The sequence below is a fragment of the Williamsia sp. Y721 genome, assembly GCF_059683565.1.
Map to the genome: position 1 here is coordinate 1771059 of NZ_JCASNH010000001.1, position 15504 is coordinate 1786562.

The 15504-nt window shown below is 60.1% G+C and carries 16 protein-coding genes; 7 read left to right on the forward strand and 9 right to left on the reverse strand.

Features of this window, described 5'->3' with window-relative positions; all coding sequences use genetic code 11:
- Positions 1–36 precede the first annotated feature (36 nt).
- The 8 genes from AC56PL_RS07910 to AC56PL_RS07945 all read right to left on the reverse strand — a co-directional run bounded on the left by AC56PL_RS07910 (position 37) and on the right by AC56PL_RS07945 (position 7542).
- Entirely contained in the window at positions 37–654 is a 618-nt protein-coding gene (locus tag AC56PL_RS07910) for a TetR/AcrR family transcriptional regulator (protein WP_497153437.1), read from the reverse strand.
- Positions 655–693: 39 nt separating this feature from the next.
- Positions 694–2301, reverse strand: a complete 1608-nt coding sequence (locus AC56PL_RS07915; RefSeq protein ID WP_497153438.1) for an FAD-binding protein — start codon at positions 2299–2301, stop codon at positions 694–696.
- Positions 2282–2632 (reverse strand): 2Fe-2S iron-sulfur cluster-binding protein, encoded by a 351-nt coding sequence (locus tag AC56PL_RS07920; protein WP_497153593.1) that lies wholly within the window; start codon positions 2630–2632, stop codon positions 2282–2284. The genes AC56PL_RS07915 and AC56PL_RS07920 overlap by 20 nt, the downstream gene beginning before the upstream one ends.
- A gap of 25 nt (positions 2633–2657) precedes the next feature.
- Complete coding sequence (locus tag AC56PL_RS07925; protein ID WP_497153439.1) at positions 2658–4082, reverse strand: aromatic ring-hydroxylating oxygenase subunit alpha; 1425 nt, start codon at positions 4080–4082, stop codon at positions 2658–2660.
- A gap of 28 nt (positions 4083–4110) precedes the next feature.
- Entirely contained in the window at positions 4111–4341 is a 231-nt protein-coding gene (locus tag AC56PL_RS07930; RefSeq protein WP_497153440.1) for a biotin/lipoyl-containing protein, read from the reverse strand.
- A 21-nt stretch (positions 4342–4362) separates the two neighbouring features.
- On the reverse strand, positions 4363–5364 hold the full coding sequence (locus AC56PL_RS07935; protein WP_497153441.1) for an alpha-ketoacid dehydrogenase subunit beta: 1002 nt from the start codon (positions 5362–5364) through the stop codon (positions 4363–4365).
- Positions 5364–6350 (reverse strand): thiamine pyrophosphate-dependent dehydrogenase E1 component subunit alpha, encoded by a 987-nt coding sequence (locus AC56PL_RS07940; RefSeq protein WP_497153442.1) that lies wholly within the window; start codon positions 6348–6350, stop codon positions 5364–5366. The genes AC56PL_RS07935 and AC56PL_RS07940 overlap by 1 nt, the downstream gene beginning before the upstream one ends.
- Before the next feature lie 607 nt (positions 6351–6957).
- The gene (locus AC56PL_RS07945) at positions 6958–7542 is read right to left on the reverse strand and encodes a TetR/AcrR family transcriptional regulator (protein WP_497153443.1); all 585 of its coding nucleotides are present in this window, start codon (positions 7540–7542) and stop codon (positions 6958–6960) included.
- Positions 7543–7627: 85 nt separating this feature from the next.
- Here AC56PL_RS07945 and AC56PL_RS07950 point away from each other — a divergent pair, with 85 nt between their 5' ends.
- Positions 7628–8461 (forward strand): TauD/TfdA dioxygenase family protein, encoded by an 834-nt coding sequence (locus tag AC56PL_RS07950; RefSeq protein ID WP_497153444.1) that lies wholly within the window; start codon positions 7628–7630, stop codon positions 8459–8461.
- Positions 8462–8463: 2 nt separating this feature from the next.
- Positions 8464–9228, forward strand: coding sequence for an SDR family NAD(P)-dependent oxidoreductase (locus AC56PL_RS07955; RefSeq protein ID WP_497153594.1), 765 nt, complete (start codon positions 8464–8466; stop codon positions 9226–9228).
- Between the two features lie 20 nt (positions 9229–9248).
- Here the strand turns inward: AC56PL_RS07955 and AC56PL_RS07960 are convergent, their stop codons facing one another.
- Positions 9249–9836: a TetR family transcriptional regulator gene (locus AC56PL_RS07960; protein WP_495515789.1), complete on the reverse strand. Its 588-nt coding sequence runs from the start codon at positions 9834–9836 to the stop codon at positions 9249–9251.
- A gap of 181 nt (positions 9837–10017) precedes the next feature.
- On the opposite strand from AC56PL_RS07960, the gene AC56PL_RS07965 reads away from it, so the two are divergent.
- The 5 genes from AC56PL_RS07965 to AC56PL_RS07985 all read left to right on the forward strand — a co-directional run bounded on the left by AC56PL_RS07965 (position 10018) and on the right by AC56PL_RS07985 (position 15252).
- The gene (locus AC56PL_RS07965; RefSeq protein ID WP_497153445.1) at positions 10018–10626 is read left to right on the forward strand and encodes a carboxymuconolactone decarboxylase family protein; all 609 of its coding nucleotides are present in this window, start codon (positions 10018–10020) and stop codon (positions 10624–10626) included.
- Positions 10627–10628: 2 nt separating this feature from the next.
- The gene (locus tag AC56PL_RS07970) at positions 10629–11546 is read left to right on the forward strand and encodes a TIGR03564 family F420-dependent LLM class oxidoreductase (protein WP_497153446.1); all 918 of its coding nucleotides are present in this window, start codon (positions 10629–10631) and stop codon (positions 11544–11546) included.
- Between the two features lie 71 nt (positions 11547–11617).
- Positions 11618–13072: an aldehyde dehydrogenase family protein gene (locus AC56PL_RS07975; protein ID WP_497153447.1), complete on the forward strand. Its 1455-nt coding sequence runs from the start codon at positions 11618–11620 to the stop codon at positions 13070–13072.
- 137 nt (positions 13073–13209) lie between these two features.
- Positions 13210–14049, forward strand: coding sequence for a mycofactocin-coupled SDR family oxidoreductase (locus AC56PL_RS07980; protein WP_497153595.1), 840 nt, complete (start codon positions 13210–13212; stop codon positions 14047–14049).
- Positions 14050–14184: 135 nt separating this feature from the next.
- Positions 14185–15252, forward strand: coding sequence for an NAD(P)H-dependent amine dehydrogenase family protein (locus AC56PL_RS07985; protein WP_497153448.1), 1068 nt, complete (start codon positions 14185–14187; stop codon positions 15250–15252).
- Positions 15253–15504 lie beyond the last annotated feature (252 nt).

The following is a 15504-nucleotide window of genomic DNA, read 5'->3' on the forward strand; positions in this document are numbered from 1 at the left end:
GCAGGCTGACCGCAGTGGGCCGGGCTTTCGCACTCGCTAGTTGTCGAAGAGTGTGCCGCCGAGAAGCAACTTCAAGGCACCAACGGTCGCATGGTAGTCCTCCGGTTCCGAGGTGGCGGCGTAGTCCGTCAGACCTCGGAGCACAATGAAAATTGCATTGGAGGCACTCTCGATACTCACGCCGTCTCGCAGCGCACCCTCGTGCTGGGCCTGCTCGATAATGCCACCTACGACACCGCTCAACGTTGAGAAAAGTGTGTCGCGATTTTCCGCCAGATCACGGGCGGTACCGACTCGGATAGCGCGGTCGAACGCGGCGATGAGCGGATACTCTCGCATCATCTGATCGCACTCATCGAGCACAGCCATCAACCTGTCGTGGTAGCCCACATGATGTTCCGCGGCGTGAGCCACCCGTGGGATCGACATCTGCGCGACCTCGTCGAACGTGGCGTTGATCAGTTCCGTCTTGTTGGGAAAATAGTGGTACAGGCTGCCGCTGGTCATCTGAGCCTTGCGGGCGATCTCCCGGATCGTGGCCTTCGCGTATCCCACTTCTGCCACACACTGCATGGTCGCGTCCAGAATCCGGCGCCGGGTGTCCTCACCGTTGGCGCCGATCGGTCTACCGAGTAACGGTGGAGTGGCTGACACAGTGCCCCCTGGCTAGGTGTTGGGTTCACTTCGAGTTTGTCATGCGACTCCACGCGCCCGCGACATCCGTCCGGCGTGGGTTCCTGCCCGCTTCCCTGAGAACACACAATCAGCCAAGGCCAGACCGCTGACATAGCTGTTCGAGCAGACCCCGGTCGCGCTTCGGCCCGCCGCATACAGACCCTGAATCCTGGTGCCGTCCTCCTTCATGACCTGCCCGCTCTCGCCGTCGACCTTCAGACCACCGAGTGTCAGTCCGGGTACAGGTGACGTCAAGGAAGGGCGAACCGAGATATCGATGGCATAGAAGGGCCCACGGGCAATCGGTGCGCATAACTCGGACGCCTTGTGCCCCGGATCTTCGCTTCGGGACGCGATCGCCGCGTTGTAGGCATCCACCGACGCTGTGAGTCCGTCGGGGGAGATGCCCACCTTGTCTGCCAAACCGCGCAGAGTGGCGGCCTTTCGCCTGTCGAACACCAACATGGCGGCAACCTGCAGGCGCAGGATCGATTCGGTCTGCGACAAGAACTGCGACTTGGCCCGTTTCCAGGTGTCGGCGTCGAACACCAGGTAGCCAGTGCCCCCGAACTTGTGAATCAAGACTTCCGAGTGTGTGGCGCCATAGAGATCCTCGTTGGCGATGCGTTCGCCACTGCTACCCACCGTGATCCCCTCGATCAACGCCGACGGCGGTGTGAAGTACCGCCACGCAGTGACACGATCGAGACGATCTGTGACCCCACCGGCACCGACGCCCAAGTTGATTCCGGAACCGTCGTCGGCGTTGGTACCGAGCGGGCGGATGTGTTGATACGCGGGCGCATGTCGCCGCAACATATCCTGGTTGAAAGCAAATCCGCCGGCAGCGAGTATCACCCTGTCCGCGGCGAAGGTCCGGGGCACCGCACGTTTCTTCCAGACCTTCTCGGCCAGACCGGTGATCGGAAGTCCCACCGGCGGAGCCCAGTTGGTCAGTTTTGCACCAACGGCGGTTACTCGACGATGAACTGCCTGCGCCGACCGATCGTCGCCAATCCAAGTGCGACAACGTATACCGCGCACCTGTCCGTCAAGGATCACCAGATCGTCAACTTGGGTTCGGGGCAGGAATGTCACCCCGAGCCCAAGTGCCGAATCGCGGAGCGCGCGCCATAGGTCGCGCCCTGATTTGGTGCCCGTTGCCACCTGACGATGCCCACGCGGCGCGGGTCTGGCATCCAATCGATAGGGATATGCCTTCTCGTTGCCTGAGAAGTACAGGTAGTGCCTGTCTGTCGGGTACGTCGTCTTATACGGGCACAACGAACCTTCGAACTTCGCTCCGTGGGATTCCAGCCAGGCCAGCTGACCTACGCTGTCATCGCAGAACCGCCGCAAGGTGTCGTCACTGACCGCCCCTTGGACTTCCTGCCGCAGGTAGTCGAACATGTTGTCTGCGTCATCGTCATAGCCGGCCGCCTTCTGATAGGGCGTGCCGCCACCGGCATACACAACACCACCGGAGACGGCCGACGCACCGCCACCCATTGCGCGGTCCACAACAAGAACTCGGGCACCTTCTTCGGCCGCGGCGATGGCTGCGCAAGCACCGGCAGCTCCGAAGCCTACAACGATGACATCGAACTCAGTCGCTACTGTCGGCATGCGATCTCTCCTCAACACGGGTTGGCGGCTCTGGCTTCACCCCAGATTTTCGGACAAGGATGTCGCCGCATGGCATGGCCTGGCAGGCCATTCGAACGCGCCGCGGGTTAGTACGGCGCACTCTGCGGCCGAGGTCGGCAGCGAGTTCGACCTCGACTTCGGTACGTTCTGAGAGCAGGTGCATGCCCTCGACGACCTCGCACCGGCATGCTGTACAGGTTCCCATTCCGTAACACACTGAGGGCCAGTAATACCCGGCGCGCCAGGCTGCCTGGATCAGGGTTTCCCCCCGGCGCACTTCTATTTCGATGTTGGCAGGCTCCACCCGCATGGTGAAGCTGTCGACTCCCGATGGATCAGTTTCCGGCAATGTGACGATCGATTTGTGTATGGAGCGAAAAGATCATCGGTTCGTACCGCGGCGAGAGCGTTGTGTGCTTGATCGCACCTGATCGGTAGCCCCGTTGTTGCTGATAGACGTTGGCCATGTCTTGACGGAGAACAAAGGGCCAGTCGCCTGGCTCGAGAGGACCCTCTCGCTCGGGTGGAGCAATGTCCTTGTCCGCGTTGCGTGGGATTTGCATCGCAAACGCCTCGAACATCGATGTATTGGGGTCCGTGCCATTGGGACGGAACCGATAGAACAACAGGTTGCCCGTCATTCCCAGAAATGCCATGTTCGGAAAAATGAATCCGAAGGTCGAGGAGTTGGGATCCAGAGCGGGGAGCGGGATCTCGGCCTCGTCAGCATATTTGTACAGCTCCTCGAAGAACTTCCAGAGCACCTGATCATCGGGGAGATCGCGGACTCGATCGGCTATGAACTGGTCGCGGGCCGTGGCAAATCCATCGGTCCCGTCGAAGAGCACCTGGTTCTGATCGACAAAGTAGCGTCCCTGTTCCATTCCAACTACTGGCGGCTGTCCCATCTCATAGCCACCGGGATCCTCTGGATCGAACGGGGCGGTGGTATCGACGTGGCCCATGCCGTGATGGAAGTAGGGAATACGGTCGACGTCGTAGTCGTCGCCCGTCACACCGAGCGTGAGCTCGGGATGTGCCTGCATCACGTGGTACGCCTCCAAGAAGGCCTCCGCTGCAACTTTCCAATTCCCGGGCACGATCGTGTACTTCCACCACCGCAGGCGCATTCGATCCATGGCCATCGGTGCAAGATGCGTGTCGTACGTACCGAAGAACTCGTCGAGACTCGGCGCATCGTCGTCGAAGTTGATCCAGATGAAGCCGTATCTACGCTCTGAGCGGACCTCACCCAGCTTGATCACGGCCGGATCGATCGACTCCTCCACAAATCCTTGTCGGCAGTAGATATACGACTGCGAGCCGTCGATGTTGAACCGCCAGCCATGGAACGGGCAGACAATCTGATTGCCACCGAAGGTGCCGACGGTGGAAGGCTGGACGAGTTGGGTGGCGCGGTGAGGGCAGACGTTGTTGAGCACTTTGATGCTGCGATCGGACTGGCGCACAACAACAACAGTCCGGTCAACGATTGTGTACTCGATATAATCACCGGGTTCGGGGATTTCCTCCTCCCGGCATGCGAACTGCCACGTGTGCAGCCACATCTTGTTGTATTCGAGTTTTGCGAACTCCTCGTCGTAGTAACGCTCGACGGGCACGTGAACTCCGTCGCGGACGCCAAACGGAACCTGCGAAGTATCGACGTCGTGTCGCGAAACATAGGGCGTGGCCGACGGTTTGGCGGTAGGCGACGCCGCAGAGTCGATTTCCGCGCCCGAGGTGAGATCAGTTGTCACGGTGGTCCTTCCATTGATCGATCAAAAGTCAACCGATTGTTGCGACGACGGTCCCGACTGGATAGTCGATATCAGGCTCGCCAATGATGGTGATGCGTCCGGTTGCTGGGCTTTCGACCTCGGCCTCAGTCTTGTCTGTCCCCAGTACATAGATGGCCTGGCCCGTTTCGACCTCGTCGCCGTCATTGCACAGCCATTCAGTGATCTGGCCCTCTTCAACCGAGACGCCGAGTTTGGGTATTCGAACTTCATGTGACACTTGGGGACCGCTTTCTTGGGTCTAGTGGTGTCCAAGCAGGGCTCGGGCAGCAGCTTCAATACGTGGAGTCGGCAAGAAGTTCTGCTCCAGCGAGGAGGCATAGGGGACTGGAGTATTCGCGCCACCGACCCGGCCGACGGGCCCGGCGAGTTCACCAAACAGCTCACTGTGGATCTGTGCACTCAATTCCGCGCCGAACCCACCGCGCGTGACCGCCTCATGCACGACAACGGCCCGCTTGGTCTTGGCCACCGACATGAAGATCGTCTCGGTATCGAGAGGCTGGAGCGATCGTAAGTCGATGACTTCCAAGGAGATACCCTCTGCTGCAAGACGATCCGCGAGGGCCAAACAGTCCATGACCTGCTTCCCGTAGGTGATCACCGAAAGGTCGGTACCGGCACGCGCCACCCGGGCCTTGCCCAGAGGCACCCGGTAGTCACCTTCGGGCACCTCGTCCCGCACCGAGAAGTACAGGCTGCTCATCTCGATCATGACGCACGGGTCATCGTCAAAGATGCAGGAGAGCAACAACCCCTTTGCGTCAGCGGCCGTCGACGGCACCACAACTTTCAAACCTGGCGTGTGGATGAGCTGGTTCTCGAGCATGTCGGAATGCTGGGCACCAAAGCCTGCACCCGCACCGGTGGTTGTCCGCACAGTCAACGGCACCGGCGTGACACCACCGGACATATAGCGCAGCTTGGCAGCATGGTTGATCAATTGGTCCGAGGCGACCGTGATGAAGTTCATCAGCATGATCTCGGCGACCGGGCGCATACCCGCAATCGCGGCACCCACAGCAGCGCCCATGATCGCCTGCTCACTGATCGGTGTCCGTCGGATCCGTTCGGGACCGTACTTGGTCTCGAGGCCCTTGTGAATACCGAAGCCGCCCCCCTTGGGGTCCTGGATGTCCTCGCCCAACTCAAAGACCATCGGGTCCAAGTCGAGTGCCACATCCAGGGCGTCGCGAATCGATTCGAGCATCATCATGGTTCGAGTTGCGGTTGCGGTGCTCATCAGTTGGTCTCCTGCGCATAGACGTCGGTGGTCAGTTCCGACGGGTCGGGTAGCGGTTGATCAAAGGCCCATTCCGCGGCGTCCGCGACCTCGGCCGTCGCCTGCTGCTCGATGTCATCGAGAACTGTGGCGGCAACACCGAATTCGTCGATCAGACGCTGCCGATAGATCGGGATCGGATCGTCAGCACCGGCAGCGGCGAGCTCAGCGGCCGGGATGTACTCGCTCTGGTCACCGAAGAAGTGTCCGCACAGACGGAAGGTCACGGCCTCTAGCAGGGTGGGGCCATCACCTCGTCGCGCACGCTCGATCGCTTCACCGGCCGCGGCGTACAACGCCACCGGATCATTGCCATCAACCGTGACACCCGGTATCGAATAGGCGACCGCGCGATCTGCAATGTTGGCCACGGTGGTTCCACCCTCAAGCGATGTGTACTCGGCCCACTTGTTGTTCTGGCAGACGAACACCACTGGAAGCTTCCACAACGACGCCAGGTTGAGTGCCTCATGGAAGGCGCCGATATTGCTCGCTCCGTCGCCGAAATTGACGACCGTCACCTGACCGGTGCCCTTGAGTTGCGCCGCCAACGCCAGCCCGTTGGCGATCGGCAGGCCCGAGCCCACCACCCCGGTGGTGACCATCAGGCCATGCTTGGGGGAAGTGACGTGCATGGGGCCGCCCTTGCCGCGGCACGTACCTGCAGCGCGACCCAGATACTCGGCCCAAAGATCGCGCAGTGGGATTCCTTTGGCAATCTGGTCGTGCAGGCCGCGATAGGTCGTCACGACATAGTCGGTCGGAGCAAGGTGCGCCGCCACTGACGCGGCAGCAAATTCCTGTCCACGCGGCGAGTAGTACATTCCGCCGAACTTCCCGCTCATCATCGAGGCCCGGTAGCGTTCGTCGAACGCAAGGATGCGCACGGCGGTCCGGTACAGATCGACCAGGGTCTGCTGGTCGAGACCTGATTCAGTAGTTGTCATGGTTGGCCGTTCTCCTCTGGACGCGTCATCGACCATAATTAATCAAACGATTGATTAGGAGTAAGGTATGACGTGAATCACTGTTCCGTCAAGGTATGAGTCTCGGTCTCAGGAAGCGACTGCCGACCACTCTTGGCCACTGGTGGCATCCCCTCGACGGCAAGGTTGCGCTCGTGACAGGCGCAAGCAAAGGTATTGGATCTGCGCTTGTGTTGGCCGAGGTGGCGCCAGCGTCCTTGTCCACTTCTCGGGCAACAACCGCGCGGCCGAAGCCGTGGTCTCGTGGCTCGAGGTTGCCAACGGATTGGCCGGCTGCTGAATGTTCCTGACACTGGGCGAGTTTCGAACCCGGGGTCGTGGATGTTGGCAGACCGTTGGCGCTATTGAGAGTTTGCGGATTCTGCAGTGGGGAGTGCAATTGGTGTTTGCGACGTTGAACGGCGTTCGAGGGTTTCGGTGCTACCGCGTACCCCCTGCGCACCGGGCCTGTCTGCGTGCGCACCGCCACGTTGAGGACATGGACTCTGCCGCCCCCATTCTCCGCTGGTCGGTCAGTCCCTAACGGCCGGACTCAAACGTCAAAATCCTAGGAGTATGAGTCAAATGATCATCCTCTAGGCGCCAGGCCGACGAGCACCGCGTTCACTACATCGATTACGAATGGGCTGTCGAGCGAATCGATCGTCTTGTTGTTGGCCATGACCAAGAGCCCTTGCAGTGTGGCAAAAAATGTTGTTCCGATAGTTTGCGCATCACCCGCGAGGTTGCCGGTCGATAGGCCAACGTCGATCAGGGCCGCGACTGGCTGAAAACTTGATGCGCGCGCACGCCGAAGCTCGCCTGAAACGTCTCCCTTCCGATAGGTCGACATGAGACCGAACAGCCCAGGGTTGTCGGTGGAAAATCGCACGAAGGCAATAGCCACGTCGTGCAAGGTGGAGGTGAAGTCACGGTCGTGGGTGTCGGCGGCTGCGGCGAGATTGTCGCCCAGCCGTCGAAAACCCTCGACGGCCAATGACTCCAACAGTGCGGCCTTATCGCCGAAATGTCGGCGCGGCGCTCCGTGGCTTACTCCCAGGTCGCGCGCCAGTTCTCGCAGCGAAAGACTCTCAATCCCTGAAATGCTAAGTCGCTCTTCTGCTTTAGTGAGCAACGCGGCACGAAGGTCTCCGTGATGGTAGCCGTGATCCATGTGGGAACACTACCAACCGCGGGGTGATGTAGTCATTGACAACATTGCTGCTGCGCGTTTACCGTGTCACAGGACACAGGGAGGAATGCCAATGAAGACCAACGAGTTATCCCCATCGATCGGCGTCGAGGTAACCGGGGTGTCGGGATCTGCTTTCAACTCCGCCGAGACGGCTGACACGGCCATGCGGCTGCTCAAGCAACGCGGGGTGGTCGTCTTTCGCGGCGCGAACATCAGTGACCCCGACCTCGTGGCCTTCAGCCGGATGCTCGGGGACGTGGTCGTCGCCAAGGTCGGCGGGCTCCCGAACCATCCGGAGATCTCCCCGGTCACGCTTGATCCGACCAGGAGCAAGCTGGCCGAACTGCGCCGCAGCACCATCTTTTGGCATGTCGACGGGCTCACAGATGACGTACCGCAGAAGGCCACGCTGCTGACCGCTCGGGAGGTGGCCGACGAAGGCGGGGACACTGAGTTCGCGAATACCTATGCCGCTTATGACGCTTTGAGTGACGAGAAGAAGGCTGAACTGGCCGGCTACCGGGTCGTCCACAGCCTGGCCGCCGCCCAGATGTTGGTCTACCCCGACGCCTCGGAGAAAGACAAACAGATGTGGGACAGGCTTCCCGCTCGCGAGCATCCACTGATCTGGAGCCATCGGGATGGTCGGCACTCGCTACTCGTCGGTGCGACAGCAGGCCAAGTGGTCGGCATGACCGCCGAGGACAGTCGAGAGTTCCTCGACAGCATTCTCGACTGGACAACGCAACCGCAATTCGTCCTTCGCCACAAGTGGCGAGTGGGTGATCTCGTCATCTGGGACAACACCGGTCTTCTTCATCGAGCGATTCCCTACGAGCCCACGTCACGCCGCCTGATGCATCGCACCACGCTGGTCGGCGATGAGGCGGTGGCGTGATGATGTCACCGGCATTCTCGGTCCCGCGTGCCGCGATCATTACCGGCGGGGCGTCCGGGATCGGCTTGGCGATCGCCGAACGCTTGGCGGAGGAAGGCGCATCGGTCGCGATTTTCGACCGTAATGTCGACGCGGCTTCCGAGGCCGCCGAGAAGATCACGGGATCGGGCTATCGTGCGATCGGACTCGGCGTCGACGTCACGGACCGGCCGCGGATCGACGAAGCGGTCGAAGAGGTTCGTCGCGAGATCGGGCCGCCGACCATACTGGTGAACTCTGCGGGGATGGACGGCTTCGAGCCCTTTTTGACGATATCCGCAGAAAGCTGGCAGCGACTCCTTGCGGTGAATTTGACCGGAACCTTCGACTGTTGCCAGGCCGTCGTACCAGACATGATCGATGCCGGATGGGGCCGGATCATCAACATCTCCTCGTCGAGTGCACAGACCGGCAATCCGTGGATGGTGCACTACTCGGCGGCCAAGGCTGGGGTTGTTGGATTCACCAAGGCGCTTGCCAAAGAGTTGGGCCCCAAGGGAATTACGGTGAACACGGTGCCGCCGGGCTTCATTGACACCCCAATGTTGCGTCGGACCGAAGAGAAAGGACTCCTCGGTCCGGGCGTCGAGGCCGCTGAGGCGACCACCCCGATGCGCAGGGTCGGCAAACCTGAAGACATCGCGGCCGCATGCGCCTACCTGGCTCGAGAAGACGCGGGTTACGTTACCGGGCAAGTGATCCCCGTCAATGGCGGAAGGACTATCTGACGTAATCGACCGTAAGCCGATCAGTCTGGACGAGACCCTTCGAAACGGTCGAGGTATTCGGCTACGACTCTCAGGGTTCGTTCATGGCCAGTGGTAATACCGAGTCCGTTTTCGAGACCAATCGTCCGGCCGATGCTGGCAATGACAACCGAGACGACTTCGGCATCCAATCCCTCGTGCTCGGCATAGCCACGAACTACGTGTTCTAGCGCCGCGACCTGGGCCTCACGAAACTGATCTGCCCCGGCGGCCAGTTCCTCGCGAATCTGCTCCCGGTGGGCGCCAAGGGCCATGAACTCTGTGGTCAAACGCGATCCACGCGGGTCGACTGTCATGTCCCACAGTGCATGCAAAGGCTTCTCAGAAGCGAATGCCTGGCGTTGCGCTTCCAGATTGGCCTGGTAGCCGCGCCGCAGAACTGCGAGGAAGAGATCGTCCATTGTCGGAAAGTAGTAATAAACCATGGCGCGCTGAACTTCGGCCTTTTCCGCGACCCGGCGCGATGTGGCAGCCGCGTATCCCTCGTCGAGCATGATCTCGATTGTGGCGTCGAGAAGCTTCTCGCGGGTGCCGGTATTGCGTTGCCCGACACGGCTCGTTGCGCTCATTTAGTTCCTGTCCTATCCCACGCAGTAGTGCTGGCGCGAATCCCTAGCCCTTGACCCAGTCACACGCAGCTGCTAAGCATACAACCAGAGCCTAATTAGGCGATCGCCTAAATAGAGAACGAAGCGCCACTGACGGATTGAACGAGCAGCGGTGTCAACGGCAGAAGGACGATGGTCTGACATGGCACGAATTGATCCACTGACCCCCTCAGAGTTCCCCGCGGAAATGCGTGGGGCACTGGCGGCTATGGTGCCGCCCCAACCGACCCATGAACCGATGCCCACCAAGGATCGGCCCAAAGCCCTTCTTGCGCTTGGCACTATGGCGCATCATCCCGCTCTCGCTCGCGCCTTCTTCACGCTCAACGGACATATTCTCCGAGCAACAACGCTGTCTGAGCGTCAACGTGAACTTCTTGTCATGAGGGTTGCTGCCGTCCGCAAAAGCCCCTACGAATGGGCGCAACATTTGTTCGTTGCTCGCGATGCCGGGCTGACGGACGAAGAAGTTGGCCGTATCGCGTACGGACCTGATGCACCTTTTTGGAGCGATCTCGAAGCGGCCATGCTCCGCGCCGTGGACGAACTCATTCTCGATGGTGCCGTCAGCGCTAGTACCTGGCACACACTCGCAGCGGAGCTGGATCGTCAGCAGCTTCTCGACCTGATCTTCACCGTCGGTACCTACGGGTTGCTCGCGTCGCTATTCAACACTTTGGAACTGGGGATTGACGGCGATATCGACAAGCTGATGCAGCAGTACGACTCCCTTTTCCAGAATGGACAATAACGATGCGCATCGGTCTGACCGGACACGGTTCCACCGTCGAGAAGATAGTCAAGCAAGCGCAAGACGCCGAAGACCATGGTTTCTCGTCGCTCTGGTACGCCAGCAACGTTGTTCGAGATCCGTTGACTGCCATGGCGATTGCTGGACGTGAAACCACCCGAATTGAATTGGGAACCGGTGTACTGCAAACGTATCCGTGTCATCCGATCCTGCAGGCCAATCGCGTCGCCGCAGCTGCGGACGCCATGGGCCGATCGGGTCTGGCACTAGGTTTAGGTCCCTCGCACGAATCTTCGATCCGGGGCGTCTATGGGCTCTCCTACGATCATCCTGGCCGAAACACAGAAGAGTATCTGCAGATCATTTCCGCCCTGCTCCACGGCGAGTCGGTCGATTTCACTGGCCAGGATTGGAATGCCCACGCCCAGGCGACGCCATCAACGCATCGTGTACCGGTACTGCTGTCGGCACTGTCCCCGCGCATGCTGCGCATCGCCGGGCAATTCGCCGACGGGACGATACTGTGGATGGCCTCTGCCACAGCCATTGAGACGCACATAGCACCTAAGGTCAATGCGGCTGCTTCCCTGGCGGGCCGGCCCCGCCCACGCATTATTGCCGGCCTGCCGGTAGCTGTACACAATGATGTCGACGCCGCACGAACGGCGACCGCGGCGACTTCTGGAATGTACGCGGAAATGCCCAATTATCAACGCATCATAGAGACCGGCGGCGGGACCACCGCGGCCGAGATCGCAATCGTCGGCGACGAGAGTTCAGTCCAGAAACAGTTGCAACAGCTCCTGGACGCAGGGGCAACCGAAATTTGGGCACAACCGGTTGCCGTGGGCCAAGACCGCGCCGAGCGGGAGGCGTCAAGAATGCGCACCGTGGCATTCCTCAGCGAGCTGACGACATAGCCGCGCAAGCGCATCCACTCCTACATGCGCGTAAATCACACATATAACTCCCTGAAATTCGAAAGGCCACAATGAAGTTGCAATCAATTCTGGACGAGGTACGTGACCTTCCAGGTACTGGCGAACTGATTCCGGTCATCAACCCAGTGACCGAGGAGCAGATCACCGAGTTCGCCGATGGAGGGTCGAAGGCCGTTGACGAAGCCGTTGCACGCGCACGGGCCTCCTTCGATTCTGGTGTCTGGCATGGACTGCCGGGCAACGAGCGCGCCAAAATCCTGTGGCGTGCAGCCGACTTGATTGACGAGCATGCAGCCGAACTCGCGGAGATCGACTCACTCAACACTGGTATGCCTCTTGCCCAAGCTCAGGCGATTATCGGCACCAGCGCCGAATTTTTCCGCTACTACGGTGGGTGGTGCACCAAGCTCAACGGAATTGCTCACGACATCCAGATGACGGGAGGAATCACGGGTGTCTATTCGAACATGCACGGCTACACCATAAAAGAGCCCATCGGCGTCGCTGCACTGATATTCCCCTGGAATGGCCCCGTCTTCAATGCGGCCGCGAAACTCGCACCTGCACTCGCTGCAGGCTGCAGCGTCGTCGTCAAACCAGCTGAAGAAACCCCCCTTTCAGCGCTACTGTTGGTCAAGCTGTTGGCTCAGGCCGGCGTCCCCGACGGTGTTGTCAATCTGGTAAACGGTCACGGACACACCACCGGAGCGGCACTGACCGAACACCCGGGCGTCGATAAGATTGCCTTCACCGGGTCCACCGAAGTCGGCAAGAAAATTGTGCAGGCAGCTAGCGGAAACCTCAAGAAGGTCACACTCGAACTCGGCGGTAAGTCGCCCGTCTTGATCTATGACGACGCCGATCTGAACAAAGCCATAATGATGGCGGCAATGGGTATTTTCGTGCACTCCGGGCAAGGATGTGTGTGCGGCTCGCGCATCTTCGTCCAACGCGGCGTCTACGACCAGGTGGTGGAAGGCATCGCCACAGTGGCGAACAACCTCAAACTCGGCGGACCCCAAGAAGAGCACAGCATCATCGGTCCCTTGATCAGTCAAAAACAGCTCGCTCGCGTCCTGGGATTCATCGACGAGGGCAAACGCGACGGTGTCGAAGTCGTTGCCGGCGGACACCGGCTCGATCGGACCGGCTACTTCGTTCACCCGACCGTGTTGACCCATGTCAGCCCCGACATGAGGCTTTACAAGGAGGAAATCTTCGGTCCCGTCGTGCCGATCATGCCGTTCGACGATGACGACGAGGTGATTGCCCTGGCCAACGACACTAGCTACGGGCTGGCCGCCACCGCCTGGACACAGGACGTCGGCCGAGCTCATCGTCTCGCAAAGCGGCTCGATGCCGGAACCGTAACTCTGAACTGCCAATTGGTCTTTGATCACGCCATGCCATTCGGAGGTTATAAACAATCCGGTTGGGGCTACGAGTTCGGTCGCGAAGGCATTGAAGCCTACATGAAAACGAAGTCGGTCTTCACGCAAATATAGGCCGATATTGCCAGATCGGTTGACGGCGCGTGCGTTATCAACGCCATATCCCGGTCGTTATATCGAAACAGCGCGAACACCAGCCCGCCGGGCTCTGCACAACTTATACGAACGATACTGAAAGGTTAGGTTGGATTATGACCGGACGATTGGAAGGTAAGGTTGCCTTCATCACTGGAGCAGCACGGGGACAGGGCCGCAGCCACGCGGTGCGGTTGGCTCAGGAAGGTGCCGACATCATTGCCGTCGATGTCTGCGGCCCGATCACACTCGACAGTCCCATTCCGGCGGCCACATCTGCAGATCTCGCTGAGACCGCTGACCTGGTGAAAGGCCTAGATCGACGAGTGATCACGGCCGAAGTGGATGTACGCGACTACGACGCCTTGAAATCCGCGCTCGATCTCGGAGTCGAACAATTGGGTCGACTGGATGTCATCGTGGCCAATGCCGGAATCGGCAATGGTGGCCAGACACTGGACAAAACCCGTGAAAGCGACTGGACCGAGATGATCGACGTCAACCTGGCGGGAGTATGGAAAACCGTTAAAGCCGGTGTCCCGCACCTTATTTCTGGAGGACGCGGCGGATCGATCGTCCTTACAAGCTCGGTCGGAGGCCTCAAGGCGTACCCCAACACCGGGCACTACATTGCCGCCAAACATGGCGTCATCGGCCTCATGCGTACGTTCGCGATGGAACTCGGAGAACACTCGATCCGGGTCAATTCAGTTGCGCCGACAAACGTGAACACACCGATGTTCATGAACGAAGCCACGATGCGACTGTTCCGACCTGACCTCGAAAATCCGGGACCCGAGGATATGCTGGCCGTCTCGCAGATGATGCATGTATTGCCCACCGGGTGTGTCGAGCCGGAGGACATCAGCAATGCGGTTTTGTTCCTCGCCTCTGATGAAGCACGGTTTGTCACTGGCATCACGCTCCCCGTCGATGCAGGGAGTCTCCTCAAATAGTGGGGTGGATAGTTTATGAGAAGGAATGGCGAGATTCGACGGCTCGACCGAGCCGGTCCAACGATTCGTGACTCGAAACGTACACATCGCCCCGTGCGACCCGATCAGCCGACAGGCCTCAAACCGAAGGAACTCATGGACAAGTTGCGCGTAATTCAATGGACTACTGGCAAGGTCGGAAAGCTCAGTCTGCGAGGCATTCTTGACGATCCGCGACTCGAATTGGTCGGTGTCTACGCCTATTCAGAGGACAAAGCGGGCACCGACGCCGGACCACTGTGCGGACGACCTGACACCGGTGTCCTCGCCACCACCGATATCGACGCGCTCATCGCATTGGGTGCCGACACCGTTTTCTACAACCCATTCATGGCCGACCTCGACCACGTGGTCCGTCTGCTCGAGAGCGGACTCGACGTAATCAGCACCAACCTGTTCCTCAACGTCGGAGGCATCGCGGGCGACACACAGGAGAAGCTTGCCGCCGCGTGCGAGCGTGGCAACAGTTCGCTCTACATCTCCGGAGTCAACCCAGGCTGGATCAACACGATGGTGACGGCGATGACTGCCGTGTGCCGTGACGTTCAGCAAGTGTCGCTCTTCGAGTCGGCGGACTGCTCGGTCTACGAGTCGGCCGAAACCTGGCAGGCGCTGGGCTTTTCGCTGCCTGAGGCGTCCGTCGAGGTGCTGGAGATGGCGAAGATGTGGTTGAGCACGTTCCGCGATTCTGTCGGGCGCATGGCACTCGCGTTGGACTACGACCTCGACGACATGGAGTTCTTCATCGAACACCAGACCGCGTCGGAGGACGTGGATCTCGGTTGGCTTTTGATGAAGAAAGACACCATCGCCGCGATCCGGGCCGGGTGGAATGGCAAGGTGAACGGAAAGACGGTCGTCCAGTCCAACGTCGCCTGGTATCTCACCACGAAGCTCAACGGGAACTGGGTCTTCGACGACGACCACTACAAGGTTGTCATCAAGGGTGAACCCGAAATCCAGACCCGCATCCGGTTCATCCCGCCCGAGCACTGGGGCAACCACGAGTGGGACACGATGACCGCCATGCCGGCGGTCAACGCTGCGTTCAACGTCGCCGCCGCGCCGGCAGGGATTCTGACCCTCAAGGATGTGGGCTTGCCGTGCGCGCCCGCAGGAATCTGGGACAAAGAACGGAGCGAGGGTCGGTCGGCAACGGTCTGAAGGCCGACACAAGCCTCTATGGTTGCGGGATGCCGCCTGCTCGCGAGCGAGCGACGAGCGATCGGGCGCTATCTCGGGCTGCCCGCGCTGGGCCGATTAGCTGTCCGATCCCCGCATCCCACGACTGGGTGGAATTGCGGACGATGCGGCGCACGGTTGCGACCGCCATCGACCGTGTAAATGGGGTGGATGATGCCGCTTCGCAGCTCGGACACGCGTCGCCAAAGGTGACGTCGAAGCGCTACGTCGAAG

What these genes read in the sequence shown, in the direction of transcription:
- AC56PL_RS07915 (WP_497153438.1), bottom strand. Translation starts at nt 2,301, where the DNA reads ATGCCGACAGTAGCGACTGAGTTCGATGTCATCGTTGTAGGCTTCGGA.
- AC56PL_RS07920 (WP_497153593.1), bottom strand. Translation starts at nt 2,632, where the DNA reads ATGCGGGTGGAGCCTGCCAACATCGAAATAGAAGTGCGCCGGGGGGAA.
- AC56PL_RS07935 (WP_497153441.1), bottom strand. Translation starts at nt 5,364, where the DNA reads ATGAGCACCGCAACCGCAACTCGAACCATGATGATGCTCGAATCGATT.
- AC56PL_RS07940 (WP_497153442.1), bottom strand. Translation starts at nt 6,350, where the DNA reads ATGACAACTACTGAATCAGGTCTCGACCAGCAGACCCTGGTCGATCTG.
- AC56PL_RS07945 (WP_497153443.1), bottom strand. Translation starts at nt 7,542, where the DNA reads ATGGATCACGGCTACCATCACGGAGACCTTCGTGCCGCGTTGCTCACT.
- AC56PL_RS07950 (WP_497153444.1), top strand. Translation starts at nt 7,628, where the DNA reads ATGCCAATGAAGACCAACGAGTTATCCCCATCGATCGGCGTCGAGGTA.
- AC56PL_RS07955 (WP_497153594.1), top strand. Translation starts at nt 8,464, where the DNA reads ATGTCACCGGCATTCTCGGTCCCGCGTGCCGCGATCATTACCGGCGGG.
- AC56PL_RS07960 (WP_495515789.1), bottom strand. Translation starts at nt 9,836, where the DNA reads ATGAGCGCAACGAGCCGTGTCGGGCAACGCAATACCGGCACCCGCGAG.
- AC56PL_RS07965 (WP_497153445.1), top strand. Translation starts at nt 10,018, where the DNA reads ATGGCACGAATTGATCCACTGACCCCCTCAGAGTTCCCCGCGGAAATG.
- AC56PL_RS07970 (WP_497153446.1), top strand. Translation starts at nt 10,629, where the DNA reads ATGCGCATCGGTCTGACCGGACACGGTTCCACCGTCGAGAAGATAGTC.
- AC56PL_RS07975 (WP_497153447.1), top strand. Translation starts at nt 11,618, where the DNA reads ATGAAGTTGCAATCAATTCTGGACGAGGTACGTGACCTTCCAGGTACT.
- AC56PL_RS07980 (WP_497153595.1), top strand. Translation starts at nt 13,210, where the DNA reads ATGACCGGACGATTGGAAGGTAAGGTTGCCTTCATCACTGGAGCAGCA.
- AC56PL_RS07985 (WP_497153448.1), top strand. Translation starts at nt 14,185, where the DNA reads ATGGACAAGTTGCGCGTAATTCAATGGACTACTGGCAAGGTCGGAAAG.